The sequence below is a fragment of the Amycolatopsis sp. DSM 110486 genome, assembly GCF_019468465.1.
In the GTDB taxonomy this organism is placed as follows: domain Bacteria; phylum Actinomycetota; class Actinomycetes; order Mycobacteriales; family Pseudonocardiaceae; genus Amycolatopsis.
Window position 1 is genome coordinate 2,737,477 of sequence record NZ_CP080519.1, and the last position, 25,225, is coordinate 2,762,701.

Sequence of the window (25,225 nt, forward strand, 5' to 3'; positions counted from 1 at the left end):
AACTCTGGTACGAATGGGCCATTTTTGCGGACAGTCAACCTCCCGTGACGGAGAGCACCAGTTTGGCCGCTAGCCCGGATGCGCCGCTCTGTGCGACGGTTGGCGGCCTGGCAGTCCCCGCCCGGACACCCGCGGACAGCAGCCAAGGAGCGCGTCAGACATGGGTACCGACCTTTCGGCGAAACCTTTCGACCAGCTGGACCGAGGACGGTACCGCCGCAAAGTCCAACGCTGTCTCGACACGCTCGCCCGGATGCTCACGGACGGCAGTTTTTCCTTTCCCCGCAAGAATATCGGGCTCGAAGTGGAGCTGAACCTCGTCGATGGGCAACTGCGCCCGTCGATGACCAACACCGCGGTGCTGGAAGCGCTCGACGACCCGTCGTTCACCACCGAACTCGGGCAGCACAACCTCGAGCTGAACGTGCCGCCGCGCCCGCTCGCCGGCGATTCGGCTCTGCAGCTGGAAGACGATCTGCGCGCGTACCTCGGCAAAGCGTCCGCCAAGGCCGCCGACGCCGGTTCGACGCTCGCGATGATCGGGATCCTGCCGACACTGCGTCAAGAACACTTCGACCAGAAATGGCTCACCAACAACGCGCGGTATTCGTCGCTGAACGACCAGATCTTCGCCGCGCGCGGTGAGCGAATCGCGCTTTCCATGGACGGCGCCGCGCTTCCGGGCGAACAGCCCGAAAGGCTGCGCAGTTTCGCGGAATCCATCCTGCCGGAAGCCGCGTGCACGTCGGTTCAGCTGCATCTCCAGGTGGCGCCTGAGGAATTCGCGGCGCACTGGAACGCGGCGCAGTGCCTCGCCGGCGTGCAGACGGCGCTGGCCGCCAACTCGCCCTTCCTGCTGGGCAAGGCGTTGTGGCACGAGACGCGCATCCCGCTGTTCCAGCAGGCCACCGACACCCGCCCGGAAGAGCTGAAGAACCAGGGCGTTCGCCCGCGGGTGTGGTTCGGCGAGCGGTGGATCACGTCGATCTTCGACCTGTTCGAGGAGAACGTGCGGTACTTCCCCGGCCTGCTGCCGCAGACCGACACGGAAGACCCGATCGAGACGCTGGAGTCGGGCCAGGCGCCGAAGCTCACCGAGCTGCGCATGCACAACGGCACGATCTGGCGCTGGAACCGGCCGGTGTACGACGTCGTCGACGGCCTGCCGCACCTGCGCGTCGAGAACCGCGTGCTGCCGGCCGGGCCCACGGTCGTGGACATCGTGGCCAACGCCGCGTTCTTCTACGGCGCCCAGCGCGCGCTGGCCGAGCAGGAGCGACCGGTGTGGACGCAGATGTCGTTCCAGGCCGCGGAGGAGAACCTCTACGCGGGCGCGCGCAAGGGCTTCGAGGCGCAGCTGTACTGGCCGGGCATCGGGTGGATCCCGCCCGACGAGCTCGCGCTGCGCGTGCTCCTGCCGCTCGCCCACGAGGGCCTGCGCCGCTCCGGCGTGTCCGACGAGGCCCGCGTGAAATACCTCGGCGTGATCGAACGGCGCTGCCTCGCGCGGCGCAGCGGCGCCACCTGGCAGCGCGACTACGTGCTGCGCGCGCAGGACCGCGGCGCCGACCGCGAGACGGCGCTCAACCGCATGCTGGGCCGCTACCTCGAGCTCTCGGCCGCCGGCGAACCCGTGCACACCTGGTCGCTCACCGACTGAGTACGAGCCCCCGTTCGGCCTTATGGTGGCTGGAGCAGGTCTCAGGCAGGCAGGGGAACAACGGTGCCGAAGGTACTCGGCGGCTCGCTCGAAGCGCACCGGCGCGAGGTTCGCGCGCGGGTGTTCGAGGTGCTGCGCGCGCAGCTGTACGAGCGTGGCTTCGACGCGATCACGCTCGCCGGCGTCGCCGCCGAGGCCGGGCTGGGCCGCACCGCGCTGTACAACCACTTCCCCGACAAGGAAAGCCTGCTCGTCGCGTTCGTCGAGGATGAGGCGGCGCGCTACGTCGAGCGGCTGCGCGCGGCCGTGGAAGCCGAGACGGACCCGATCGCGCAGCTGGCGACGTTCGTCCGGCTGCAGTTGCGCGTGCTCGCCGAGCACCACCTGCCGCCCGGCGGCGCGCTGGAGTCGGCGCTCGCACCCGCGGCCTACCGGCGCATCAGCGCCCACGCCGACCCGATCACCGGGCAGCTGCGCGCGGTACTGCTCGCCGGCGTCGACGCGGGCAGCTGGCCCGCGCAGGACGTGGACGTGGTGGTCCCCATGATCACCGCGGCGCTGGGGACGCGGCAGGTGATCGACGTGCCCGCCGAGCGGCTGGCCGGCGTGATCGAGGCGGCCGTGCGGTTCGTCTTGCAGGCTGTCGGTTCGAGTGAACTTCCGGATCACCGTCCGATTTAGGGTAGCCTAAGCCCTCGTCGTGGCCTACGCTCTATCTGACAGCTTGTCAGAAAGAGGGAGGCCGCCATGTCGGTGACCACTGAGCTCGAAGCCCGGCCGTTCTCCGGACGGCTGCGGGAGTCGACCAGGGGCGTGCACGAGCGGGCCAACCACTCCACGTACATGAACGCGCTGCTCGGCGGCGAGCTCTCGCTGGAGGGCTACACGCAGCTCGCGATCCAGTACTACTTCATCTACCAGGCCATCGAGCGCGTCAGCGACACGATGACCGGCGACGCCGTCGGCCGCGAGTTCGTGTTCGACGAGCTGCGCCGGCTGCCCGCGCTCGAGCGCGACCTCGCGCGCCTCGCCGGCCCGGCCTGGCGCACCGAGATCCGGCCGCTCGCCAGCACCGAGGCGTACGCCGCGCGCATCGCCGAGGCCTCGGCGTGGGCCGGCGGGTACGTGGCGCACCACTACACGCGCTACCTGGGCGACATCGCCGGCGGTCAGATCATCCGGCGGCTGCTGGAGAAGAACTTCGACCTCGCCGAGGCGGGCTCGCTGTTCTACCACTTCGACGAGATCGGCAGCGCACCCGCGTTCCGCGACCGCTACCGCGCGAAGCTCGACGCCGCCCCGTGGGACGACGACGCCCGCGCCCGGGTGATCAACGAGACACTGGTCGCCTTCGAGCACAACGTCGCCGTGTTCGACGAGCTGGCGCTCGAACTGGACCGCTACCGGCTCGCCGGACGCCCGGGCGGATGAGGCTGATCACAAGAAGTTGACCTCCAGTTTGGTGGAGGTACAAAGCTCGGTTTCGCACCGTGCCCACCCGGGTACGCCGTAGTCGAACGAGTGGGTCCACCCTGTGGCACGGAGGCCGCCCCCGGTCGCCGCGAACCCGGGTGTGCTACTAGGTTCGGTAGTAGGAACTTGTGTCGAAGACTGAAGGAGGGCCAATGGCCCGGTACAACCTGCCCGATCTCGACTACGACTACAGCGCCCTCGCGCCCCACATCTCGGGTCAGATCAACGAGCTGCACCACAGCAAGCACCACGCGACCTACGTCAAGGGCGCGAACGACACCCTCGACAAGATCGCCGAGGCTCGCGAAGCCGGCGACTTCAGCAACATCGTCGGTCTCGAGACCACGCTGGCCTTCAACCTGGCCGGCCACGCGAACCACGTCGTCTGGTGGAAGATCCTTTCCCCGGAAGGCGGCGACAAGCCGACCGGTGAACTGGCCGCGGCGATCGACGAGGCGTTCGGCTCCTTCGACAAGTTCAAGGCGCAGTTCACCGCCGTCTCCACCACGATCCAGGGCAACGGCTGGGGCGCGCTCTCCTGGGACCCGATCGGCAAGACGCTGATCACCCAGCAGCTGCGCGACCACCACAACAACCTGATCCTGCCGACCACGCCGATCCTGCTGGTCGACGTGTGGGAGCACGCGTTCTACCTGGACTACAAGAACGTGAAGCCGGACTACGTCAAGGCCCTGTGGAACATTTTCAACTGGGCTGAGATCAGCAAGCGCTTCGACAACGCCGTCGCCGGCGGCAACGGCCTGCTGCTCAGCTGAGCCTGCTGCTTCGGCAAAAGCGGGGTTCTCCTTCACGGAGGGCCCCGTTTTTCGTTTCTCGCTTGACTTCGAGTGCACTCCAGGTGTGAGGCTGGGGTCATGGACGTCGACGCCTACCTCGCCCGCCTCGACCTCGCATTGCCCGCCAAGGCCGACCTCGCGGCCCTGCGGCAGCTGCAGGAGCGCCACCTCGAACGCGTGCCGTTCGAAAACCTGAGCGTGCACCTCGGTGAACCCATCGAGCTGGCCGAGGAAGCGCTGTTCGACAAGATCGTGCGCCGCCGGCGCGGCGGCTTCTGCTACGAGCTCAACGGGCTCTTCTCGGCCCTGCTGCGCGAGCTCGGCTTCGACGCCGCGTTGCGCGGCGCGCAGGTTTTCACCGACGAGGGCGAGCCAGGGCCGCCGCTGGACCACGCGACCGTGGTCGTGAAGCTCGACGGCGAGCATTGGCTGGTGGACGTCGGCTTCGGCCGCTTCAGCCGTGGCCCGCTGCGCCTGTCGGCCGTGGAGGTCCAGTCCGATCCGGACGGCGAGTTCCTCTTCCTGGACGCCCCGTTCGGCGACGTGGACGTGGTCATGGACGGCACGCCCGTCTACCGCCTGGAGGCGCGCACGCGGCCGCTGACGGACTTCGTGCCGATGGCGTGGTGGCAGTCGACGTCGCCGCTTTCGGGCTTCACCCGGCGGCTCACGTGCTCGCGCCCGACCTCCCAGGGCCGCGTGACGCTGTCGGGGAACCGGCTGATCGAAACGGTCGACGGCGTGCGCAACGAGGTACTGCTGGGCACCGACAACGCCGTGCGCACCGCGTACCGCGTGTACTTCGGCCTGGAGCTCTCGCGGCTGCCGACCCCACCAGGTGGGCACCTCTTGACGGAGCCCTCGGCCGACCCGACCATGAACCCGTCATGAGCCGGTGAAGGACGCTTTGCCCGAGACCCTCGTTTGTGAACCCTCGTAAATGAACGGAGCCCCGCTCCTGGGGTTCCCAGGGCGGGGCTCCGTCCGTTCCCGAACTGACTGCCGCTCCCACCACGAAGCGGACACATATGAGGTTAGCCTAACCTCAGCAGCCCCGGCAAGCCCTCTCTTGCGGAGACCCACCTCTCACTCGTCCGGGGGAGGGCGTGAAAAGTCCCTGAAATGCTTGAAGGGCACCCCGGCGAACCGAGATGCCCTTCGAAAGCCGCAGGTCAGACGCGTTCGCGCTTGAGCACACGCAGGCCGTTGCCGAAGCGGCGCACGGGCAGCGAGACGCCGCCTCGCCGGATAAGCACCAGAGCGCACACCACGGCGGCAATCAGCGAGATCGCGCCGCCGATGTAGAACGGCGAGCGGCCGCCGAACGCGTCGGCCATCCAGCCGGTCATCGGACCGCCGATCGGGTTGCCGCCGATGAGCACCAGCACGTAGATGCCCATCACGCGGCCGCGCATCTCGGGCGAGACGGACGTCTGCACCAGCGCGTTGGCCGTGTTCAGGAACGTGATGGTGGCGAAGCCGAGCGGGATGAGGCCGAGGCCGAAGGTCAGGTAGGTCGGCATGAACGCCGTGACGAACTCGAACAGGCCGAGCAGCGCGCCGGAGATCAGCATGAGCCGCACGCGGGGCCGGCTCTTGATCCCGCGGCGCGCGGACAACAGCGCGCCCACGAAGGTCCCCACGGCGACGAGCGTGGACAACAGACCGTAACCGTCGGCCTGGGTGTGGAAGACGTTGGCGGCGACGATCGGCAGCGACGTGAAGTAGGTGATGCCGAACGTGCTGACGAAGAACATCAGCACCATCACCGTGACCAGGTCGGAGCGGTGGCGCACATAGCGCAGGCCCTCCATGAGCTGGCCCTTCGCGCGGGGGATCGCGGGGCCGCGGAAAAGCTTGGCGGGGTTCATCATCGCCAGCCCGGTGACCACGGCGATCGTGCTCACCGCGTTGGCGATGAAGAGCCAGCCGGTGCCCACCCAGGTGATCGCGAACCCGGCGATGGCCGGGCCGACGATGCGCGCCAGGTTGAAGATCGACGAGTTCAGCGCCACGGCGTTGGCGATCTGGTCGCGGCCCACCATCTCGGCCACGAACGACTGCCGCGTCGGCACCTCCATCGCCGAGGTGATGCCGAGCATCATGCACAACAGGTACACGTGCCAGATCTGCACGACACCGGTCAGATTCAGCACGCCCAGCAACGTCGCCTGCAGGCAGTTGACGCTCTGGATGAGGATCAGCAGCCGCCGCTTGTCCACGCGGTCCGCGATCACGCCGGCCTGCAGCGACAGCAGCAGTGTCGGCGTGAACTGGAACGCGACGGCGATCCCCAGTGCGACCGGGTTGTTCCCCGAGAGCTGGAACACCAGCCAGTCCTGGGCAATGCGCTGCATCCAGGTGCCGACGTTGGAGATGACCTGGCCGGTGAAGAACAGCCGGTAGTTGCGCACGCGCAGCGACGCGAACATGCCCTTGCCGCGCTTCGGCTCCGCGGGTCTGTCGGGTTCGGCCGGCTCCTTGCGCACGCGATCGGCGCCGTCGGGCAGGCTCGGGGTGCGCTGTGTTGGGGTGCCGGGTGGTCCGGAGACAGGCGGGCTGGCCGGCTGTGGCGCCGTGTCCCGGGTAGCAATGGGTTCGGTCGTACGCTCTGCTTCGCTACCCGTGGTCGCCACCGGTGTTAGTTCCCCGCCATCCTGTCGATGATCTCAGCGGCGCGGGAGAGCACTTCCAGCTCTTCCTCGCCGAGTTCGGCCAGTTGCCGATCCAGCCACGCCTCCCGGACGGAAATGGCCTGCTTCACGTAGGCCATGCCGCTGTCGGACAGCTCCACGATGGCCTGCCGGCCATCCGTCGGGTGCGGGCGCCGCTCGACGAACCCCATCTCCTCGAGCGCGGCGATGACCCTCGTCATCGAGGGCGGCTGGACGCCTTCCTTGGCGGCCAGCTGACCAGGCGTCAGCGGGCCGCACTTGTGCAAGGTGGACAGCGCCGCGGTCTGCGTCAACGTCACGTCGTCGCCCACGCGCTGTGCCCGGAGCCGGCGGTTGAGCCGGACCACCGCGAGACGCAGGCGGCTCGCGAGGGAGCGCTCATGCGTGTCACCGGACATATAGTTAGCTTACCTCACGAAAATGGCGCCGGAGGGTGAACCCCGCCACCCTCCGCGATCACGCTCAGCTCAGCGCCGACCGCTTTCGGCACCGGTCAGTGCGACGCCCTTTCCACGCTCAGCTCAACGCGGCCTGGATCGGACCCACCGCGAAGTACGCCACGAACGCCACCGCGATCACCCACATCAGCGGGTGGACCTGGCGGGCCTTGCCGGTGGCGGCGCGGATGACGACGTAGCTCACGAAGCCCGCGCCGACGCCGTTGGCGATGGAGTAGGTGAACGGCATGACGACGATCGTCAGGAAGGCCGGCAGCGCGATCGAGAAGTCCGTGAAGTCGATTTCGCGGACCTGTCCCATCATCAGCGCGCCCACGACCACCAGCGCCGGCGCGGCGGCCTCGACGGGCACGATCTGGTAGAGCGGCGTCAGGAACATGGCGGCGAGGAAGAGCACGCCGGTGACGACGTTGGCGAGGCCCGTGCGTGCGCCCTCCGCGATGCCGGAGGCGGACTCGACGAAGACGGTGTTGGAGCTGGCCGAGCCGAAGCCACCGGCCGCGCCGGCGAGGCCTTCGACGAACAGGGCGCGCCCGACGCCTGCCAACTGGCCGTCCTTGCCGATCAGGCCGGCTTCCTTGCCGAGGCCGGTCATGGTGCCCATGGCGTCGAAGAAGTCGGCGAGCACGAGCGTGAACACGAGCAGGACGACGGTGATGATCGGCAGCCGCGTCCACGCGCCGAAGGACACGTCGCCGACCAGCGACAGGTCGGGGATACCGAGGACGTTCGACGGCAGCGCCGGGTAGCCGAGGTTCCAGCCCTTGGGATTGGTGCCGTTCGACGGACCGGCCTTCACGATCGCCTCGACGGCGATGGCCAGCACGGTCGAGCTCAGCACGCCGATGAGGATCGCGCCCTTGACCTTCTTCGCCACGAGGATCGCGGTGAGCAGCAGGCCGACCACGAACACGGCCGTCGGCCAGGAGGCGACCGAGCCGTTGATGCCGAGGCCGACCGGGACGGTGGTGTGCGCGTCGTCGGGCAGGCGGCGCACGAAACCGGCGTCGACAAGCCCGATGAGGCAGATGAACAGGCCGATGCCGACCGCGATCGCCGACTTGAGCGCCGGCGGCACCGCGCGGAACACGGCCGTGCGGAAGCCGGTGAGCACCAGCAGGACGATGATCACGCCCTCGATCACCACCAGGCCCATGGCCTCGGGCCAGGTCATCTGGGGTGCGAGCGTGACGGCGAGCAGGCTGTTGAGGCCCAGACCGGTGGCGATGGCGAACGGGTAGTTGGCGATCAGGCCCATCAGGATCGTCATCACACCGGCGACCAGCGCCGTCACCGCGGCCACGGCCGGCACGGGCAGGATGTGGCCGAGCACGTCGGCGTGCGCCGAGGGCGTGCCCGCGGCGAAGCTGCCGATGATGAGCGGGTTGAGCACCACGATGTAGGCCATGGTCACGAACGTGACGACGCCGCCGCGGATCTCCCGCCCGGCCGTGGAGCCGCGTTCGGTGATCTTGAAGAACCGGTCCAGAGTGGACACGGCCTCCCGCTCGCGCTGATCCGTCATGCCGTGCCCCTGTCTTGCTCGCTGCTGTCGTGCTCGTTGCGTGAACGCCCGGGGGTACCCTTCACCACGTGGATGAACCGATCAATCCCGCGGAGGTAACGGGCTCGTTGCGGCACACGCCGGACCTGCCCAAGCGCCTGACCGACCTGACCCCGGTGGTGATCGTAGGTACCTCGCTGTGGGCCGTCGCGCTGGTGGTGCTCTTTTTCGTCGCCGACGGTGTGTGGGTGTGGACGGCGTTCGCCGGGATCGTCCTGGGGTTCATCGGCTTCGGCATCATCTTCTGGCAGCGCGCGGCGGCCCGGCGGGGGTCGAAGTCGGCGCAGCGGCTGTAGTTCGGCACGGCGCCTCTAGGTCGACACAGCGCCTCTAGTTCAGGAACGTGTGCGGCGCCGGGTCGTCGAGCAGTGCGGTGATGCGGTAGCGCTCGGTCCAGTGGTCGGTGGCCCAGGCGAACGCGCGGGCCAGACCTTCTGACGTGTCGGCGGCGTGGAGCCGGTTGTCCTCGTCCGACCACCACGGGACGTCGGCGGTGGTGCCGTCGACGATCACGGTGAGCACATCGTGCAGCAGCGGGCCACCCTCGGGCACGGTGAGGCCGAGCTGGTCGGCGACGAGGCGGATCGCGGGCAGGTCGGCCCAGGCGACGTACTCGCCGGTGCTGGTCACCTCGTTCGGCAGGGCGCCGGCGAGAGGGACGTCGAGCAGTTCGGCGAGGTGTTCGGGGTCTTCGGGGGCGGCGATGATCTTGGTCGCCGGCAGCGCGGACGCCGGCCACGGGACGTCGAGGACCACGGCTTTGTCGGCGTCTGCCACGCTCGCGCCGGCCGTGCGGACGCGGACCGGGGCGTCGAGGTCGTCGACGTCCACGGGCGACTGGACGAGCGCGCGGTGGGCGCGCGCGGCGAGGCCCGGTGTGAGCGTGCGGGCGGGGTCGCCGAGGCGGTCGAGCAGGTCGGTGACGTCTTCGGCCGTCGCGAGGTCCAGCGTGGTCCGGACGCCGGCGGCCTGGAGCAGCTCGACGGAGAGCTCGAGGTCTGGCACCTCGTCGTAGAGGCCGGCGAGGTCGGCCGCGGCAGGCAGGCGCCAAGAGCCGGGGGCTTCGCCGGCGAGCAGGGCATAACGAGCGAGCCACCAGCCCGCGTGGCCTTCGGGCGCGTGCAGCGCCTGCCACGTCTCGGGCCGCGCGGCGATGAGGCGCAGCGCGGCGGGCCACGCGTCGTCGGCGACGAGGTCGAGGTCTCTGATCGCCAGGACAGTCGTTGGCGGGCGTTCGAACGAGTCCCACCACGAGTCTTCGTCGGGCAGGCCGTGGTCAGGCTCGTGCGGCTCCTCGTCGCGGACGACGGCGAACGAGTCGAGCACGCCGACCGCTTCGAGTGTCGGCTGTGGCCAGTCCTCGGCGAACTCCTCGTCGAGAACGGACAGGGCACCATCCTCTTCGAACACTTCGGAGTCGAACACGTCGAGAAGAGGAGACGAAGGCAGCACGAGCTCGTCGGCCCGGCGCCAGCCGTCTTCGGACGGGAGGGCAAGCGCACCGGCCCACTCCGGCGCGTCGTCACCGCACTCCGCGATCAGCCTCAGCACGGCACCCGCGAGGTTCATCCCGTCCAAACCGGACCGGACGTCTTCCACACTGCGTTCCACGGCGTACTGCACCTGCTCGGCTTCGAGCAGCTGGCGGGCGTCGGCATGCTTGGCGCCCAAGCGTTCCAGCAACGGGTGCGCCGCCGCGGGGTGCACGAGCCGCAGCCCCGGAACGTCCACATCGGACAGGAGTTCGAGCAGCTCGTTTGACCCGTCGAGCAGCAATGTGCCGCGCGCGCCGGGCAGCGTGCGTCCGTCGGACAGCGGCACCGGGAGCCCGTCGAGCTGTGCCGGCGACACGTCGTGCGTGTCCACAGCCACGGCGAGCGCCGCGTACAGTCGGTGCCACCACCCGGGTTCACGGTCGATCCCGGTGAGCACCTCCATCACGTCCTCGACGCCGATCGCCTGCGCCGACACGGGCTTCAGCACCCGCGCCGCCCCCGCCGGCGCGGCCACCAGGCCGGGCACGAGGTCGGCCAAGAGCGGCGGCAGGTCCGGCACGTCGACGTCGAGCACCTTCGCCTGCCGGCCGGACACCTCCTTGTTGTCCATAGTGGACAGCCACGGCTGCGTTGCCAGCTCGGCGAAAACCTGATCCCTCAGCTGCGCGTCCACTGTGGATCGCGGGAATCCGGCCTGGGGCACCAGCACGAACCGATGCTCCTGCGGCACAGCCCTGACGAGCCCGACGTATTTCTTCGCCGCCGCCGCGATCGCCTCATCCAGCGCCGCCCCGGGCAACACCCTCCGCCGCGACGGCTCCAGCGGCACGGGCGCGATCAACCGCGCCGGCAGCGACAACGCCTCATCCGTCGGCGTCGGCGCATGCAGCACGTCTTCGTCCAGCGGCTGCGGCACCCCGTCCACGTCGATCGGCACGGCCCAGCCCTCGCGAGTCAGCCACCTTCGACTCTTCTCGGGCCCGGCGATCTCAACCTGATCCGTGCCGGTGCGCGTCCAAACGCGACCGTCCACTTCAGCCTCACCCAACCACGGCAAGGCCAGCAGAAGGTCGGAAATCTCTTCCTCGAGGGCGTCCAGCAGCGCCTTCCCACTCTCCGGCTCCCGCAGCGGCAGCCGCACTTCGGTGTCGAACCCCTCCGGCGGTGCCTCCTCTGAAGGCCACGGCAGCCGCAGCACGGGCACATCCCCGTCCCGCCCGGCCGCCTCCCGCGTGCGCTCCGCGGAGAACCGCACCCCACCTCGCGCCGAAACGACCCGCGGCTCGTCGGACACGGTCAACACCGCCGCAAACCCGACGCCAAACCGCCCGACCGTGTCCAGCCGTTCCTTCGCCGACGCCCGCAACGACGCCAACGACTCCACACCCCGCGTATCCAGCGGCGCCCCGGTGTTGGCGAACCTCAGCTCACCGTCCACAACGGACACCCTGACCCGGCCGGGGGTCTCGGCCGCCTGCGCCGCGTCCGCCGCGTTCTGCGCCAGCTCCACGAACAGCCGATCGCGATACGCCCCAACCCTCAAGTCACGCTCGGCGTTGGTGTCCTCCACAAACCGCGTCGGCGAGTCCCGCCACGCGCGCAACATCGCCTCGCGCAGCCGCCCCGTCCCGAACGGATCCGCCCCCATGCCCTCATTCACCGGGGGCCGTCACCACTCTCAGTGCCCAGGTCACCCTCGCCGGCCTGTACTTCGGCTACGCGGTCCGCTTCGGTGGCCTGGCCAGCTTCGGCGGCGTGAGCCGCTTCGCCTGCTTCGGCAACCTGGCCCAGCTCGGCGGCTTCGGCCACCGTGCTGGCGTCGCTCGCGTCGCTGGCCTGGCCAGCTTCAGCGGCCGGGCTCGCTCCGATCGCTTCGGCATCTTCGCGCGCTTCGGCGACGTTGGTGGCTTCGGTCGCGTTCGTTGCGTCGGAGGGTTCGGCGGAATCGCCGGCAGCTTCCTCGAACGACTCCGCAGCCGACTCCTCGACCGTCGCCGCTTCCGGCGCCGCGCTCTCCGCGATCTCGTCGGCCGCGGAAACCGCCTGGGCCTCGGGCGCCGCAAGGTCGGCGACCGCTGTGGTTTCCGCGCCCGCGCCATCCGGAGCAGCCAGCTCGGTGGCAGCTTCCTCAGAAGCTCCGGCGTGAGCCTCGTCAGCCGGTTCCGAACCCTGCTCGGCGGTGTGATCCGCCCACAGCCCCACCGCTTCCCAGGCCGCAGCAGCTGGCTTAGCGGGGGCAACGACCTCGGGCTCCGAGGTCACAGCTGCGGAGTCCTCAACCGCATCGGCCGCCGGGGTAGCGGCGGGCTCGGCGGCGGGATCCGCCTCGGCCGCCGCAACTTCAGCGACCGAGTCAGCAGGCGCTTCTTCCACCGCCGGCTCGGCAGCTTCGACCTCAGGCGAGACAGCCGGGGGCGACCCCGCCGCTTCGGAGGCGGAAGCCGCCTCCGAAGCCGAGGCCGTCGCGGCCGGTTCGGCCGGTTCGGCCGAGGCAATCGCCTCCGGGTCCGCAGTCCCAGCCTCGGCGGCGGAAGCCGCCTCCGGAGCCGGGGTCATCGCAACCGGCTCGGCAGAGACAGTCGCCTCAGGCTGCGAGGTCGCGGCCGCAGTGTCGGCGGCTGCATCCGGCGCCGGGGCGACCGCGGTCGGCTCGGTGATCGAGTCGGCCGAAGCCTCGGCGTCCTGTTCGGCGGGCGCCGACTCGGGAGCTGAGGTCGTCGAAACCACCTCGGCTTCCGCGGGCGCAGCCGTGGTGTCGGAAGTTGCTTCCGGCTCCGGGGCAACCGCAGTCGGCTCGGCGACGGCGATCGAGTCCGCCGAAGCATCGGCGGCCGGCTCGGCAGAGACCGCGGCCTGCGAAGCGTCCGCTGCGATCGTGTCCGAAGAAGCGGCCGAAGCAGTCTCCGCAGCCGCGTTCGTCGCGAGAGTTTCACCGGCCGGGGTTTCGGTGATCCCAGCCGAGGCAGCCTCCCCGACAGCGACCTCAACAGCAGCAACCTCAGCAGCAGCCTCCGGCTCCACCGTCGCCGCGGTGGAAGCCTCTTCAGCAGCAGCCGACGAAGCCTCCGCAGCCACCTCTGACGACGAAGCAGCAGCCGCAGAGGCCTCAGGCTCACCATCCGACACAAAGTCGATCAACGAATCGTCATAAACCAGTTCCGCCACCGGGATCGACGAGGTGATCTCCACCTCCACCTCGGAATGCGCCCCACACCCGTACTCGACGTCCACCGCGTGGCCGTCCGCCGGGGCGATGTCGTTGGTGCACACCCCGAACGCTCCGCGCAGAGACCCGGCGAGCGGCACGAAAAACCCACAGGACCCACAAGTCGCCGGAGCGCTCCGGGCCATGTCGGAGCGCGGGCCGAACTCGCCGCCGTGCCAGCGGGTGGCGGCGTCCTGGCGGCCGTAGCGGGAGAGGACGTGGACGCGGCCCAGGCCGACGTCGTGGGCGACCTCTTCGACGGCCGGGTCGTCGGACTGCAGGTACGCGGGCGCGAGGCGCGGGTCGTCCTTGTCGGTGGGGAAGATGTCGCCCACGCCGAGGTCGCCGGCGCGCACGCGTTGCTCCCAGGGAACCCACGTGGGTGCGACCAGGGAGTCCGGGCCGGGCAGGAGGGCGAGCTCGCTCACGGTCACCGGCTCGTCCAGGCCGGCGACGGCGACCGTCACGGCCCAGCACCAGCCGTGGTAGCCGGGCACCGACGCCTCGAACAGGTGGGTCGCCGAGACGGCGTCCTCGGAGGTCACGGCGACGTGCTCGCCGACCTGCTCGGCCGGGGCGTCCGCCAGCACAGCTTCGCGCGCAAAGTCTTCCGCGTCCGCGAGCTTCCGCTGGATAGAGCCGTCGTCCAGGGTCAACAGCAACGTCATGGCCCCAATTGTGCCGCACGCATCCGCGCGGCCCGTGCCAGGCTGTTCCCGTGCGCACTCCCCTGACGCGAACCCCGTTGATCTGGCCGCTGCTGGCGGTGGCTCTGCTCGGCGGCTGCGCCGGCACGCAGGCGACACAACCCCCGCCCGAAGAGCTCACTGTGCAGGTGCTGCAGACGCTGCCGCACGACACGTCGGCCTTCACCGAGGGCCTCGAGTTCGCCGGCACGACGCTGTACGAGAGCCGCGGCCTCTCCGGCGCGTCCGCGCTCACCGCGGGCGCCGCCGGCCAGAAGCCCACCACGCGCGTGGCGCTGCCGTCGCCGCTGTTCGCGGAGGGCATCACGATCCTCGGGCCCAAGCTGTGGCAGCTGACCTGGCAGGACGGCTTCGCCATCGAACGCGATTCGAAAACCTTGGCCGAGCTGCGCCGCGTGCCCTTCGACGGCGAGGGCTGGGGCCTGTGCCACCAGCCCAGCGGCCGGCTGGTCATGAGCAACGGCACCTCGCAGCTCACGTTCCGTGACCCGCAGACGTTTGCGATCACCGGGAGCGTCGACGTCGGCGTGGACCAGCTCAACGAACTCGAGTGTGTCGGTGACACGGTGTACGCGAACGTGTGGAAAACCGGCACCATCCTGCGCATCGACTCCAAAACCGGACACATCACCGGACGCATTGACGCCGGCGGACTCCGCACCCCGGTCAACCCCGGAGAAGACGTGCTCAACGGCATCGCGGCCGTCCCCGGCACCGACGAATTCCTCGTCACGGGCAAGCTCTGGCCCGCGATGTACCGGGTGAAGTTCGTCCCCGCCGGCGCCGCCGGGACACAGAACGGCACGTGATCGGGCGGAACGGCACCCGGATGAGGCAGGATTGACGCGTGGCACTCTTCGGTTCGCACTCCGAACCCGACGGCACCTTCTCCGGGCGGTCGGGCAAGGGTCGCGGCCGGAAGTCCAAGCGCAAGTGGACGCCGGAGCCCAGCGCCGCCCAGGCCCGCTCCTGGCGCGACTCGCCGCAGCCCACCCGCGTCGACCCCGCCGCGCACCCGGTCGAACCACCGACCCGGGGCGTCGCGGCGGAACCCCCGACCCGGCGCGTCCCGGCCGACCCGCCGCGCGCACGGCCCGAGCGGCACGAAGAGCGGTACGAACCCCGCGCTCGTCCTGAGCGGCTCCCGCCCGAAGGCCGGGAGCCGCGCGCCCGAAGCCCGTTCTACGACGAGCCCCGCACCCCGACGGCCGACGAGGCCCCCACCGGCGCCGTCCCCCTCGGCCACCGACCGCCGCCACCCAGGGGCGCGCGGCCGTACCCGTCGCAAGACCGCCGCACCGAGCCCGTCCGGCCCCGCCAAGACAGCCCTCGGCCCGGCAGCAGCGAGTACGAGCACTACGACACCGGCGGCTACGCCGGCGAACCCCGCGTCGACCCCGAACGTGACGAGGAACTGCGCACCACCGCCGTCCCAGGTGCCGGCTCGATCCCGAAGCTGCCGAAGAAGATCACCGTCACGCGCGTCGCCGCGTTGCGCAGCCGGCAGCTGAGCGGACAGGCCATCGGCATGTTCCAGCGCGCCACCAAGGCCGACGGCGCGGACAAGTCGGGCCTCACGTCGCTGATGTACGCGGTGATGCTCAACTACGCCAGCGACGCCGCCATGGCCATCGCGCTCGCCAACACGCTCTTCTTCGCCGCCACCAGCGGCGAGAGCAAGGGCAAAGTGGCGCTGTACCTGCTGATCACCATCGCGCCGTTCGCGCTCGTCGCGCCCGTGATCGGCCCGGCGCTGGACAAGATCCAGCGCGGCCGCCGCCTCGCGATGTGCGTGGCCTCGATCGGCCAGGGCCTGATGGCCGTGGTCATGGCCCTGCACTTCGACGACTGGCTGCTCTACCCCGCCGCGCTCGGGATGATGGTGCTGTCGAAGTCGTTCACCGTGCTCAAGGCCGCCATCACGCCGCGCGTGGTGCCGCCGGAGATCACGCTGTCGAAGACCAACGCGCGGCTCACGATCTTCGGCCTCGTCGCCGCCGGCGTGTTCGGCGGGCTGGCCAGCGGTGTCAACGCGATCAGCGGTTCCGCCGGCGCGTTGTGGTTCACCGCGTTGATCTGCGTGGCCGCGGCCGTGCAGTCGATGCGGATCCCGTCGTGGGTCGAGGTGACCGAGGGCGAGGTGCCGACGTCGCTGTCGGCGCGGCCCGAACCGACGCAGAAGAAGCAGCGCCAGCCGATGGGCCGCCACATCGTGGTCGCCTTGTGGGGCAACGGATCCGTGCGCGTGCTCACCGGCTTCCTCATGATGTTCGCCGCGTTCGCGGTGAAGGCGCAGACGGAGGGCACGGGCCACAGCCCGTTCATGCAGCTGCTCCTGCTGGGCATCATCGGCGCCGCGGCCGGGGCGGGTGGCTTCGTCGGCAACGCGCTGGGCTCACGCCTGCAGTTCGGCGCGCCGGACCAGGTGATCGTGTGGTGCGTGGCCGCGTGCGCGGGTGTGACGCTCATCGCCACGCTCCTGCCCGGACTCGCGACGGCCGCGGTCGTCGGCCTCGTCGGCGCCACGGCGAGCGCGCTTGCGAAGATCAGCCTCGACGCCGTGATCCAGGAAGATCTGCCCGAGCAGTCGCGCGCGTCGGCGTTCGGGCGCTCGGAAACGGTGCTGCAGCTGGCCTGGTGCTTCGGTGGCGCCGTCGGTCTGCTGCTGCCGCCGACGTACTGGATCGGCTTCCTCGTGGTCACGGTGCTGCTCGGCGTCGGCCTCACGCAGACCTACCTCGTGCAGCGCGGCGGCTCGCTCGTGCCGGGACTGGGCGGAAACCGGCCACTGCGGCCCGAACCGACCGGCAGCTTCCCCGCGCAGGGCGCGTCCCGAGAGCGCCGGTAATCTTCGGACCATGCGACGTTCCCGATTGGTAGCCGTGCTCGCGGCCGGTGGTCTCGCCGTGGCCGGCTGCTCGGCGCCAGGGCCGGCCGAGGTGACGTTCTATGGCGATGGGCACACGATCAACGTCGGGCCGATCGGCAACTGCGACGTCAAGACCGGCATCTGCGCCGCCAACCCCGGCGCCGCGGGCACGCTGAAGCTGCGCCCGGGCAAGTCCGTGCAGATCTCCGTGCCGAAGGAGGTCGCGGAAGGTCCGTGGAAGGTGACGGTGCAGTTCGTCAACGGCAAGGGCCAGCCCCAGCCGTTGAAGGAAGACATCATCACCAGCGGCGACCGCTACGCCTACACCGCGACCCCGCCCACCAAGGACGACCAGATCGTGGTGGTGGAGATCGCGCAGGCCACCGTGGTCAGCCGCACGGGCGACCCCAACGACGCGGAGCCGATCACCTCGGCCCTGTGGTCGCTGCAGGTTCAGCCCGCCTGACGGCACGACGAGTGAAGGGCACCCGTCGAGGTGCCCTTTCACCGCAAAAGATGCAGGTTTAAGGGTCGATGTCCCGGGCGACCGCGCGCATGATCTCCGCGATCTGCTTGGTGTTCTTGCGATCCGGGTAGCGGTTGCGGCGCAAGTCCGGCTGGACCTTCAGCTCGAGGAGCTTGATCATGTCCTCGATCAGACCGTGCAGCTCCTCGGCGGGACGCCGGCGTGCTTCGGCGACCGACGGCGGCGGGTCCAGCAGCCGGACGGAGAGCGCCTGCGGCCCGCGACGGCCGTCGGCGACGCCGAACTCCAGCCGCTGCCCGGCCTTGAGCCCCTCGACGCCCTGCGGCAGCGCGGCCTTGCGGATGTAGACGTCGGCTCCGCCGTCCTGCGTGACGAACCCGAAACCCTTCTCCGCGTCGTACCACTTGACCTTGCCGGTCGGCACTTCCCTCACCAGTCCTTCTGCTGTGCTGCTCACGACGAACGCGCCCCGGGCGTACCCAGGGCGCGCGTCCGCTTAGCGTATCTCGCCACATGCCCTGGGGAGAAGCGGATACGGCCGTTACCCTCAGCGCCATGGACAACGCAGCAAAGCAGACCGCGGGCAAACCGATCCTCATGCGGATCGGGATCGGCCTGTTCGCCATCGGGCTGCTCGCCGTGCTGGCCGTCTTCGTGATGTTCGCCGCCGGTCTGGAGAACCTGCCGGTGTGGCTCAGCGCGGTGGCCGGCGTGGTGACGCCGCTGGGCCTGCTGCTCGGCCTGATCGCGCTGGTCCGCGAGGCGCGCGCCGGCAAGCACGGCTGAGCCTCAGAACGCGCGGGCGAACCACTCCGGGAACTGCGTCAGCGAGCCGAACACCACGTCGGCTCCCTCGGCGAGCAGTTCTTCCCTCGTGCACGGCCCGGTGGTGACGCCGACCGCGAGCGCGCCGGCCGCGCGGGCACCCCGGACGTCGCCGAGGTGATCTCCGACATACGCCCGCGCGTCGTGCTCCTTGAGCGCCACGGCTTTCTGCGTGGACCACAGCTCGCCCACGAGCTCGTCGACCTCAAGCCCGAGCGCCTCGACGTGCAGGCACGCGTTGGGCCCGTACTTGCCGGTGACCACGAGCGTGCGCCCGCCCGCCGCGCGCACGGCCTTCAGCGCTTCCGCCGCGCCCGGCAGCGCGACCGTGCTCGGCACGACGAGGCCGGGGTACAGCGCGCGGAACCGATCCACCAGGCCCGGGATCCGCTCCTCGGGCGCCTCGAAGCCGCGCAGGATGTCGTCGAGCGGCGGGCCGAGGTTGGCGGCGAAGTGGTCGCCGTCGAGCGGCAGGCCCGACTCCGCGCCCAGCGCGTTCATCGCCGCGACCATGCCCGGCCGCGGGTCGATCAGTGTCATGTCCAGGTCGAAGCCCACGGTGATGCCCACGTCCGCCACGGTAGCGGGGACCACCGACAGAACCGGCTTGTACATCCGATTGTGGTCAGTAAACCCTCTTGACACGACCGCGATCTGTGTCAAGCTGACGGTGTGACGAGCTTCACTGAGCGCACCAAGGCATCGCTGCGCGAAGCACTGCTCGACGCGGCCGCGGATCTGCTCCCCGACCGCGGCTACCAGGCGCTTCGCATGGCCGACGTCGCGGCGCGCGCCGGCGTGAGCAGGCAGACCGTCTACAACGAGTTCGGCAGCAAGGCGGCGCTCACGCAGGCCGTGGCGCTGCGTACGGCGGCGGAGTTCCTCGACGGCATCCGCCGCCGCTTCGAGAGCGCCGACGGGCTGATCCCCGGCATCCACGGCGCCGTCGTCTACACGATCGAGCACGCCCGCGAGAACCGGCTCGTCGCCGCCGCCCTCGGCACGGAGGCGGGCGAGGACCTGCTCCCCCTGCTCACCACCAAGGGCGAGCCCATCCTCACGGCCGCCGCCGACCTGGCGACCGAGCAGTACCGCTCGCTGGAGCCCCGCCTGTCGCAGAAGTCCGCCGCACTGCTGGCGGAGACCGTGGTGCGGCTGTCCCTGAGCCACCTGGTGCTGCCGACGCACGCCGCGACCGAGGCGGCCGACGCCGTGGTGGCGGTTCTGGCGCCGGCGATCGAAAACTTCCTTTCACCGACAGACTCGTCCACGGAATCGTCCACAATGGAGTGACACGAAGGGGCCGGACATGACGGACACGCTTCCCGAGCTGCGCAGCGGGTTTTCGTCGCTGCGCAAGGGTGGGCTCAACTGGGACTCGTTCCCGCTGCGCCTGTTCGTGAAGGGCAACAAGAAGTTCTGGAACCCCGCCGACCTCGACTTCAGCCGCGAACGCGAGGGCTGGGAGAGCCTGACGCCGGAGCAGCGCCGCTCGACGACATACCTCGTGGCGCAGTTCATCGCCGGCGAGGAGGCCGTGACGGAGGACATCCAGCCCTTCATGCGCGCGATGTCCTCGACCGGCCGATTCAGCGACGAGATGTACCTGACGCAGTTCTGCTTCGAGGAGGCCAAGCACGTCGAGGTCTTCCGCCGCTGGATGGACGCCGTCGGCCTCGACGAGGATCTGCACCCGTACGTCGCCGAAAACCCCCACTACCGCAAGCTTTTCTACGAAGAGCTGCCGCAGTCGCTGCGCGCCCTGGAGGACGATCCCAGTCCCCTCAACCAGATCCGCGCGAGCGTCACGTACAACCACGTGATCGAGGGCAGTCTCGCGTTGACGGGCTACTACTCGTGGCAGCTCATCTGCACCCAGAACCAGATCCTGCCCGGCATGCAGGACCTCGTCCGCCGCATCGGCGACGACGAACGCCGCCACATGGCGTGGGGCACCTTCACCTGCCGCCGCCACGTCGCCGCCGACGACTCGATGTGGGACGCAGTGCAGCAGCGCATGGGCGAACTGCTGCCGCACGCGCTCAACATGATCCAGTGGGTGCAGGACCAGTTCGAGGAAGTCCCGTTCGACAACGACCCGCAGGAGTTCGTCCAGTACGCGGCCGACCGCGCGCAACGGCGGTTGGGCGCCATCGAATCGGCCCGCGGGACGCCGGTGGAGCAGATCGACCTGGACTACTCGCCGGAGCAGCTGGAGGAGACCTTCGGGGAGGAAGACGAGAAGACGCTGGCGGAAGCCGCTGCAGCAGCTTCCTGACGCACAGGCCGTCCCCGACCCCTCGGGGACGGCCCGCCGCGTCACCTCCAGATGACGCCGTGCCAGACGTCGCCGTAAGACATCCCCGCGGTGACGCCGCGCGAGTTGATCAGCAGCGCCGCCGCGGAAGTGTGGCCCGGCAACGGTTCCAGCCTCGTGCGAGTGCCGTCCGGCGCCCACTTCGCGCCGACGCCCTCGGCCTGACCCACGATCGTGCCGGCGCGGTTGATGGCGTTGGCGGCCGCGTTGCGGGTGTCGCTCGGCAAGTACGTCGGGCGGCCCGCACGGTCCCATCGCGTCGCGTAGCTGCCGCCGAAGTCCGGGTCGACGATCCCGACGACGGTGCCGTTGTCGCTGATCCCCGACGTGTACCCCGAGCTCGGCGCTCGGTTCCACCCAGCGTCACAACGCGGCCCGAGGGGTCCCACCGCTTGGCGACGGGGTTGCCGCCGATCGTGATCGAGCCGGTGATCGTGCCGTCACGGGAGATCCCGACGACACGGCCGTACTCGCCCTCCGGTGTGAGGTCGGTGATCCGGCCGCGCTCGTCCCAGCGCACGACGTGGGTGTCGCCGCCCGCGTCGTCGGCGGTACCGGCGACGACGGCGACCGTCAGGCGTGATCTCGTCGGCCCACGTCGAGCCGCCGCCGGGCAGGCCGGGCAGCTCGCGGACGGTGCCGTCGCGCTCCCACAGCAGCGCGTGGGAAAAGTGCCGTCGTAGGAAGAACCCACGATGCGGCCGGTGTCGCTGATCGCGTCCGCGCCACCGCCCACGCCTGAGGTGGCCAGCTCCGTGACGGTGCCGTCAGCAGCCCAGCGAGCGGCGCGCTGAGCGCCTTGCCCGTCGTCGGCGACGCCGACGACCACGTCAGCCTGGTTCACCGCCACGGCCTGGCCCAGCGCGCCCCCGAGCGTCGGCAGCGCGGTGGCCTCGCCGGTGGTCGACCACTTCATCGGGTGGTACAGAATCCGCGTCTCACGCGGGTAGGACTCGCCCACGACGGTGCCGCGGTCGTTGATCGCCTCGATCCCGGTGTAGGTGTCGCCCGCCCGTGGCGCGAGCTCGATCGGCCCGGCCGGCGCGGCCATGGCGCCGGCCGCTGGTGCGAGCACGGTGATCGTCGCCGCCGCGACCCCCGCGGCGAACACTCTTCGGGTGACCTTCACGATGTTCCCCTTCGTCGGTCTCCGAGGGGGAACACGCGCGACCCTGTTGTCCGGTTGCCTGCCCTATGCGTGTTTCGCCGAAGCGGCGTCTTCGAGGCCCAGCAGCGTCACGGACTGCTCGCGCATCTCGACCTTGCGCACCTTGCCCGTAACGGTCATCGGGAACCCGTCGACGATGTGGACGTAGCGCGGGATCTTGTAGTGCGCCAGCTTGCCCTGCGAGAACTCGCGCACGGCCTCGGCGGTGAGCGGCTGCGCGCCCTCGCGCACCTGGATCCAGGCCATGAGCTCTTCGCCGTACTTGACGTCGGGCACGCCGATGACCTGTGCGTCGAGGACGTCCGGGTGCGTGTAGAGGAACTCCTCGATCTCGCGCGGGTACACGTTCTCGCCGCCGCGGATCACCATGTCCTTGATGCGGCCGGTGATGTTGAGGTAGCCGGCCTCGTCCATCACGGCGAGGTCGCCGGTGTGCATCCAGCGCGCGGCGTCGATCGCCTCGGCCGTCTTGTCGGGCTGTTCCCAGTAACCGAGCATCACGGAGTAGCCGCGCGTGCAGAGCTCGCCGGGCACGCCGCGCGGCAAGGTGAGGCCCGTCTCGGGATCGACCACTTTGGACTCGAGGTGCGGCCCGACGCGGCCGACCGTGGACACGCGGCGCTCCACCGAATCGTCCGCGCGCGTCTGTGTGGAGACCGGCGAGGTTTCCGTCATGCCGTAGCAGATCGACACTTCCGTCATGCCCATCCGGTCGATCACCTGCTTCATCACCTCGACCGGGCAAGGCGAGCCCGCCATGATCCCGGTGCGCAGCGACGACAGGTCGAACTCGCCGAAGTCCGCGTGGTTGAGCTCCGCGATGAACATCGTGGGCACGCCGTACAGCGACGTGCACCGCTCCGCCTCCACGGCCTCCAGCGTCGCCCGCGGGTCGAACGCCGGCGCCGGGATCACCATGCACGCGCCGTGGCTGGTGCACGCGAGGTTGCCCATCACCATGCCGAAGCAGTGGTAGAAGGGCACGGGGATGCACACGCGGTCTTCTTCGGTGTAGTTGCACAGCTCGCCGACGAAGTAGCCGTTGTTGAGGATGTTGTGGTGGGACAGCGTGGCACCCTTGGGGAAGCCCGTGGTGCCGGAGGTGTACTGGATGTTGATGGGGTCGTCGGCGCTCAGGTTTTTCTGGAGCTCGGCCAGGGCCTCCGGGTCGCCACCCGCACCCTTGGCCATGAGGTCCGTCCACGCGTCGGTGCCCAGCAGCACCACGACCTCGAGCCCCGCGCAGTTCGGCCGGACCTGCTCCACCATCGCCGCGTAGTCCGACGTCTTGAACTTGTCCGCCGCGACGAGCATCCGCACACCGGACTGGTTGAGCACGTACTCCAGCTCATGCGAGCGGTACGCGGGATTGATGTTGACGAGGATCGCGCCGATCTTGGCCGTCGCGTACTGGAGGAGCGTCCACTCCGCCCGGTTCGGCGACCAGATCCCGACGCGGTCCCCCTTGCCGATCCCGGTCGCGACGAGCCCGTGCGCGAGCTGGTCGACGTCCTTTTTGAGGTCGGCATACGACCATTTCGTGCCGGCCGCGCGGTCCACCATCGCGTCGCGCTCGGGAAACGCGGCCACGGTGCGGTCGAAGTTGTCCCCGATGGTGTCACCCAGCAGGGGGACGTCGGACGTCCCGGAGGCGTAACTGGGCAGGGCGGGCGCGTCGGGCATGGTTGCCTCCCGGTGGGGTCTTCGTCGACACCCGCGAGTCTAGGAACCCGGGGGTTCGACGACCACCCGGCCGGGCACCCACCTTCCGCTACGCTCGGTGCGGGTTCGTTTCACGAGGGGTTGGGGTTGGGCCGTGCCGGAGGAGTTCTCCCTGAGCTGGACCGAAGTCGACGTCGCCGTCCGCCGCAGTGGCCTGCCGGCTTCGTGGCACCCCTTTGAAATCCGCAGCCCTGGGCTGACTCTGGATGAGCACAAGCGGCTGTCGGATGAGGCATGGGCTTCGCTGCGTTCGCGGGGGTTGGCTCATGCGGACAAGCTGGACCATGACGTTCTGACTACCTTGCAGGCTTGGACGCGGCCTGAGGTGCTGATCATCGTCCGCGCCGCCGAGTTGCCTTCCGGGACGGTGCTGTACCGGGCCTGCATCGGCGAGGGGCTGGGGGTGTTTTCGTCGTCCGAGCCCGACGGGATCCGGTTCCAGCAGACGCGACCGGATCGGCTGGTGGAGACGGTGTTGAGCATGTTCCCGACCTATCCGCCACTGCCGGTTGCTCCGGTGTCTCTTACGCAGGCTCCGGCTCGGCATTCTTCAGATTCGGATGCTTCGGACTTTTCAGACCGGGATTTCACCTCGGCTCCGTCTCGCCGCGATCGGGACGCTCTGGGCTCTTACTCCCAGTGGCCCCTGCACCGGCATGGCACGGTGGAACTGTCCCTGCGCCCCCGCCACGGCACCCTCCGCCCCGTCTCGACGGCCACGTTCGTCGATACGGATGGCGGCCGGTACGTCACGTTCTCCGAGCCGCTCCGCGATGGGGGCTTCCGGCTGCGGTTCGTGCCATCTGACGGGTCTCACCTGCGAAGGTGGCTTTTTGAGACCATCGAAGAAGGGCTCCGGTAGGTCGCCTGCGATGTCGTGCGCTACCCGTAGTGTTCACCGGTGACCGGACCGATCCGTGGCTTCGTGACCTTCGTCGGCCTCGCCGCACTCGCCTGGGCACTGACCGCCTGCGACGGCTCAGTGGGAGGTAACCCCACTCCGGTAAGCCCATCCGGGTCCGCACCGAGCAGTGCACCCAGCTCGCAATCGGACACCCCCCTGGCCGGGATGAGCCCGTGCAAGACGCTGGACCAGGCACTCGCAGGGCAGGGATATTCACCCTCGACCCCGTCGATCGCCGATCCGGAACACGCTTGCGACACCGACAAGCCAGCACAAGACTATCTCGGCCTGGTTCTGCAGGACGGACAGAGCTACGACGCGAACCTCTCGAATCGGTCAAAGGCTCAAACCGGCGACGTTCGCGATCGACGGGCAATCCTCGAACTGGAGCCGACCGGACAAGAGGGCCTCTGCGCGGTCAGTATCGAAGTCAAGCCGAAGTCGCGTGCTCTCGTCTCCGCTTCGCTCGCCCCCGGAACCACCGACGCGGCTTGCGCCAGGGCCAGGGCTGTCGCCGAAGCGATCGAACTCCTCCCCCCCAAACGAGCTGACGGCCCAAACATCCATCCTGACGATCCGGCTGCTCGAACGCACTCGGCAGCAGGCCCGCGCCCAATGATCAGCTACTCGTAGTGTTCACCAGATGACCGGACCCAGCTCGAGACCAATCACCAGGCCGGCACCTGCGCCGTCAGCATTGAAGTCAAACCGAAATCCCGGGCAGTCGTGTTCGGAGCACTCACCTCGACCGACACTGACCAGGCGTGCATTCAAACGCGGAAGATCGCAGAGTCCGTGGCGCTCCTGCTCCCCAGCGAGGCGTGAACGATCAAAGCGTCGCGTCGACACCCACCACCCGCAGACGCCGGGCACGAGTGCCGGCTGCGTCGTACATACG

23 protein-coding genes are annotated in these 25,225 nt (G+C 69.6%); 14 read left to right on the forward strand and 9 right to left on the reverse strand.

Translation table 11 applies throughout. The features are described from left to right. The first annotated feature begins 160 nt into the window (after nucleotides 1-160). From K1T34_RS13390 to K1T34_RS13410, 5 genes are all read left to right on the forward strand, one after another. Complete coding sequence (locus tag K1T34_RS13390; protein WP_220244590.1) at nucleotides 161-1,660, forward strand: glutamate-cysteine ligase family protein; 1,500 nt, start codon at nucleotides 161-163, stop codon at nucleotides 1,658-1,660. Between the two features lie 63 nt (nucleotides 1,661-1,723). Further along, nucleotides 1,724-2,341, forward strand: a complete 618-nt coding sequence (locus tag K1T34_RS13395) for a TetR/AcrR family transcriptional regulator (RefSeq protein ID WP_220244591.1) — start codon at nucleotides 1,724-1,726, stop codon at nucleotides 2,339-2,341. A 66-nt stretch (nucleotides 2,342-2,407) separates the two neighbouring features. Continuing rightward, complete coding sequence (locus K1T34_RS13400) at nucleotides 2,408-3,091, forward strand: heme oxygenase (biliverdin-producing) (protein ID WP_220244592.1); 684 nt, start codon at nucleotides 2,408-2,410, stop codon at nucleotides 3,089-3,091. 194 nt (nucleotides 3,092-3,285) lie between these two features. Then, the gene (locus tag K1T34_RS13405; protein ID WP_220244593.1) at nucleotides 3,286-3,909 is read left to right on the forward strand and encodes a superoxide dismutase; all 624 of its coding nucleotides are present in this window, start codon (nucleotides 3,286-3,288) and stop codon (nucleotides 3,907-3,909) included. Nucleotides 3,910-4,008: 99 nt separating this feature from the next. Beyond that, complete coding sequence (locus tag K1T34_RS13410) at nucleotides 4,009-4,821, forward strand: arylamine N-acetyltransferase (protein WP_220244594.1); 813 nt, start codon at nucleotides 4,009-4,011, stop codon at nucleotides 4,819-4,821. A gap of 281 nt (nucleotides 4,822-5,102) precedes the next feature. Here K1T34_RS13410 and K1T34_RS13415 read toward each other — a convergent pair whose 3' ends face one another. From K1T34_RS13415 to K1T34_RS13425, 3 genes are all read right to left on the reverse strand, one after another. Next, nucleotides 5,103-6,362, reverse strand: a complete 1,260-nt coding sequence (locus K1T34_RS13415; protein ID WP_220247182.1) for an MFS transporter — start codon at nucleotides 6,360-6,362, stop codon at nucleotides 5,103-5,105. 209 nt (nucleotides 6,363-6,571) lie between these two features. Next, nucleotides 6,572-7,003 (reverse strand): MarR family winged helix-turn-helix transcriptional regulator, encoded by a 432-nt coding sequence (locus tag K1T34_RS13420; RefSeq protein WP_220244595.1) that lies wholly within the window; start codon nucleotides 7,001-7,003, stop codon nucleotides 6,572-6,574. A 118-nt stretch (nucleotides 7,004-7,121) separates the two neighbouring features. Continuing rightward, nucleotides 7,122-8,588, reverse strand: a complete 1,467-nt coding sequence (locus K1T34_RS13425) for an NCS2 family permease (protein WP_220244596.1) — start codon at nucleotides 8,586-8,588, stop codon at nucleotides 7,122-7,124. Nucleotides 8,589-8,695: 107 nt separating this feature from the next. On the opposite strand from K1T34_RS13425, the gene K1T34_RS13430 reads away from it, so the two are divergent. Then, on the forward strand, nucleotides 8,696-8,923 hold the full coding sequence (locus K1T34_RS13430) for a DUF2530 domain-containing protein (protein WP_220247183.1): 228 nt from the start codon (nucleotides 8,696-8,698) through the stop codon (nucleotides 8,921-8,923). A 34-nt stretch (nucleotides 8,924-8,957) separates the two neighbouring features. On the opposite strand, the gene K1T34_RS13435 is transcribed toward K1T34_RS13430, so the two are convergent. Continuing rightward, nucleotides 8,958-11,771, reverse strand: a complete 2,814-nt coding sequence (locus K1T34_RS13435; RefSeq protein WP_220244597.1) for a sacsin N-terminal ATP-binding-like domain-containing protein — start codon at nucleotides 11,769-11,771, stop codon at nucleotides 8,958-8,960. Between the two features lie 8 nt (nucleotides 11,772-11,779). Then, the gene (locus tag K1T34_RS53275; RefSeq protein WP_255638490.1) at nucleotides 11,780-13,996 is read right to left on the reverse strand and encodes a DUF3027 domain-containing protein; all 2,217 of its coding nucleotides are present in this window, start codon (nucleotides 13,994-13,996) and stop codon (nucleotides 11,780-11,782) included. Nucleotides 13,997-14,046: 50 nt separating this feature from the next. On the opposite strand from K1T34_RS53275, the gene K1T34_RS13445 reads away from it, so the two are divergent. From K1T34_RS13445 to K1T34_RS13455, 3 genes are read left to right on the forward strand one after another with little or no spacing between them, the layout of a single operon-like run. Further along, complete coding sequence (locus tag K1T34_RS13445) at nucleotides 14,047-14,844, forward strand: glutaminyl-peptide cyclotransferase (protein WP_255638491.1); 798 nt, start codon at nucleotides 14,047-14,049, stop codon at nucleotides 14,842-14,844. A 38-nt stretch (nucleotides 14,845-14,882) separates the two neighbouring features. Further along, nucleotides 14,883-16,883 (forward strand): MFS transporter, encoded by a 2,001-nt coding sequence (locus K1T34_RS13450; RefSeq protein WP_220244598.1) that lies wholly within the window; start codon nucleotides 14,883-14,885, stop codon nucleotides 16,881-16,883. Nucleotides 16,884-16,893: 10 nt separating this feature from the next. Then, nucleotides 16,894-17,370 carry a DUF2771 family protein gene (locus K1T34_RS13455; protein ID WP_220244599.1) on the forward strand — a complete coding sequence of 159 codons (477 nt, stop codon included), beginning with the start codon at nucleotides 16,894-16,896 and terminating at the stop codon, nucleotides 17,368-17,370. 58 nt (nucleotides 17,371-17,428) lie between these two features. Here the strand turns inward: K1T34_RS13455 and K1T34_RS13460 are convergent, their stop codons facing one another. Beyond that, nucleotides 17,429-17,815 carry a cold-shock protein gene (locus K1T34_RS13460; RefSeq protein ID WP_220247185.1) on the reverse strand — a complete coding sequence of 129 codons (387 nt, stop codon included), beginning with the start codon at nucleotides 17,813-17,815 and terminating at the stop codon, nucleotides 17,429-17,431. 131 nt (nucleotides 17,816-17,946) lie between these two features. Between K1T34_RS13460 and K1T34_RS13465 the strand changes: the two genes are divergently transcribed. Continuing rightward, nucleotides 17,947-18,177, forward strand: coding sequence for a hypothetical protein (locus tag K1T34_RS13465; protein ID WP_220244600.1), 231 nt, complete (start codon nucleotides 17,947-17,949; stop codon nucleotides 18,175-18,177). A 3-nt stretch (nucleotides 18,178-18,180) separates the two neighbouring features. Here K1T34_RS13465 and K1T34_RS13470 read toward each other — a convergent pair whose 3' ends face one another. Continuing rightward, the gene (locus tag K1T34_RS13470; RefSeq protein WP_220244601.1) at nucleotides 18,181-18,786 is read right to left on the reverse strand and encodes an HAD family hydrolase; all 606 of its coding nucleotides are present in this window, start codon (nucleotides 18,784-18,786) and stop codon (nucleotides 18,181-18,183) included. A 102-nt stretch (nucleotides 18,787-18,888) separates the two neighbouring features. Between K1T34_RS13470 and K1T34_RS13475 the strand changes: the two genes are divergently transcribed. Together K1T34_RS13475 and K1T34_RS13480 are read left to right on the forward strand one after the other, a co-directional pair. Then, the gene (locus K1T34_RS13475; RefSeq protein WP_220244602.1) at nucleotides 18,889-19,509 is read left to right on the forward strand and encodes a TetR/AcrR family transcriptional regulator; all 621 of its coding nucleotides are present in this window, start codon (nucleotides 18,889-18,891) and stop codon (nucleotides 19,507-19,509) included. 16 nt (nucleotides 19,510-19,525) lie between these two features. Continuing rightward, a complete protein-coding gene (locus tag K1T34_RS13480) occupies nucleotides 19,526-20,494 on the forward strand; it encodes a R2-like ligand-binding oxidase (protein WP_220244603.1) in 969 nt (322 codons plus the stop codon). 109 nt (nucleotides 20,495-20,603) lie between these two features. Here K1T34_RS13480 and K1T34_RS13485 read toward each other — a convergent pair whose 3' ends face one another. Beyond that, a complete protein-coding gene (locus K1T34_RS13485) occupies nucleotides 20,604-21,662 on the reverse strand; it encodes a hypothetical protein (RefSeq protein WP_220244604.1) in 1,059 nt (352 codons plus the stop codon). A gap of 63 nt (nucleotides 21,663-21,725) precedes the next feature. After that, entirely contained in the window at nucleotides 21,726-23,384 is a 1,659-nt protein-coding gene (locus K1T34_RS13490) for an AMP-binding protein (RefSeq protein ID WP_220244605.1), read from the reverse strand. A gap of 133 nt (nucleotides 23,385-23,517) precedes the next feature. On the opposite strand from K1T34_RS13490, the gene K1T34_RS13495 reads away from it, so the two are divergent. Then, complete coding sequence (locus K1T34_RS13495; protein WP_220244606.1) at nucleotides 23,518-24,285, forward strand: ESX secretion-associated protein EspG; 768 nt, start codon at nucleotides 23,518-23,520, stop codon at nucleotides 24,283-24,285. Between the two features lie 39 nt (nucleotides 24,286-24,324). Continuing rightward, the gene (locus K1T34_RS13500) at nucleotides 24,325-24,960 is read left to right on the forward strand and encodes a DUF3558 family protein (RefSeq protein WP_220244607.1); all 636 of its coding nucleotides are present in this window, start codon (nucleotides 24,325-24,327) and stop codon (nucleotides 24,958-24,960) included. Nucleotides 24,961-25,225 lie beyond the last annotated feature (265 nt).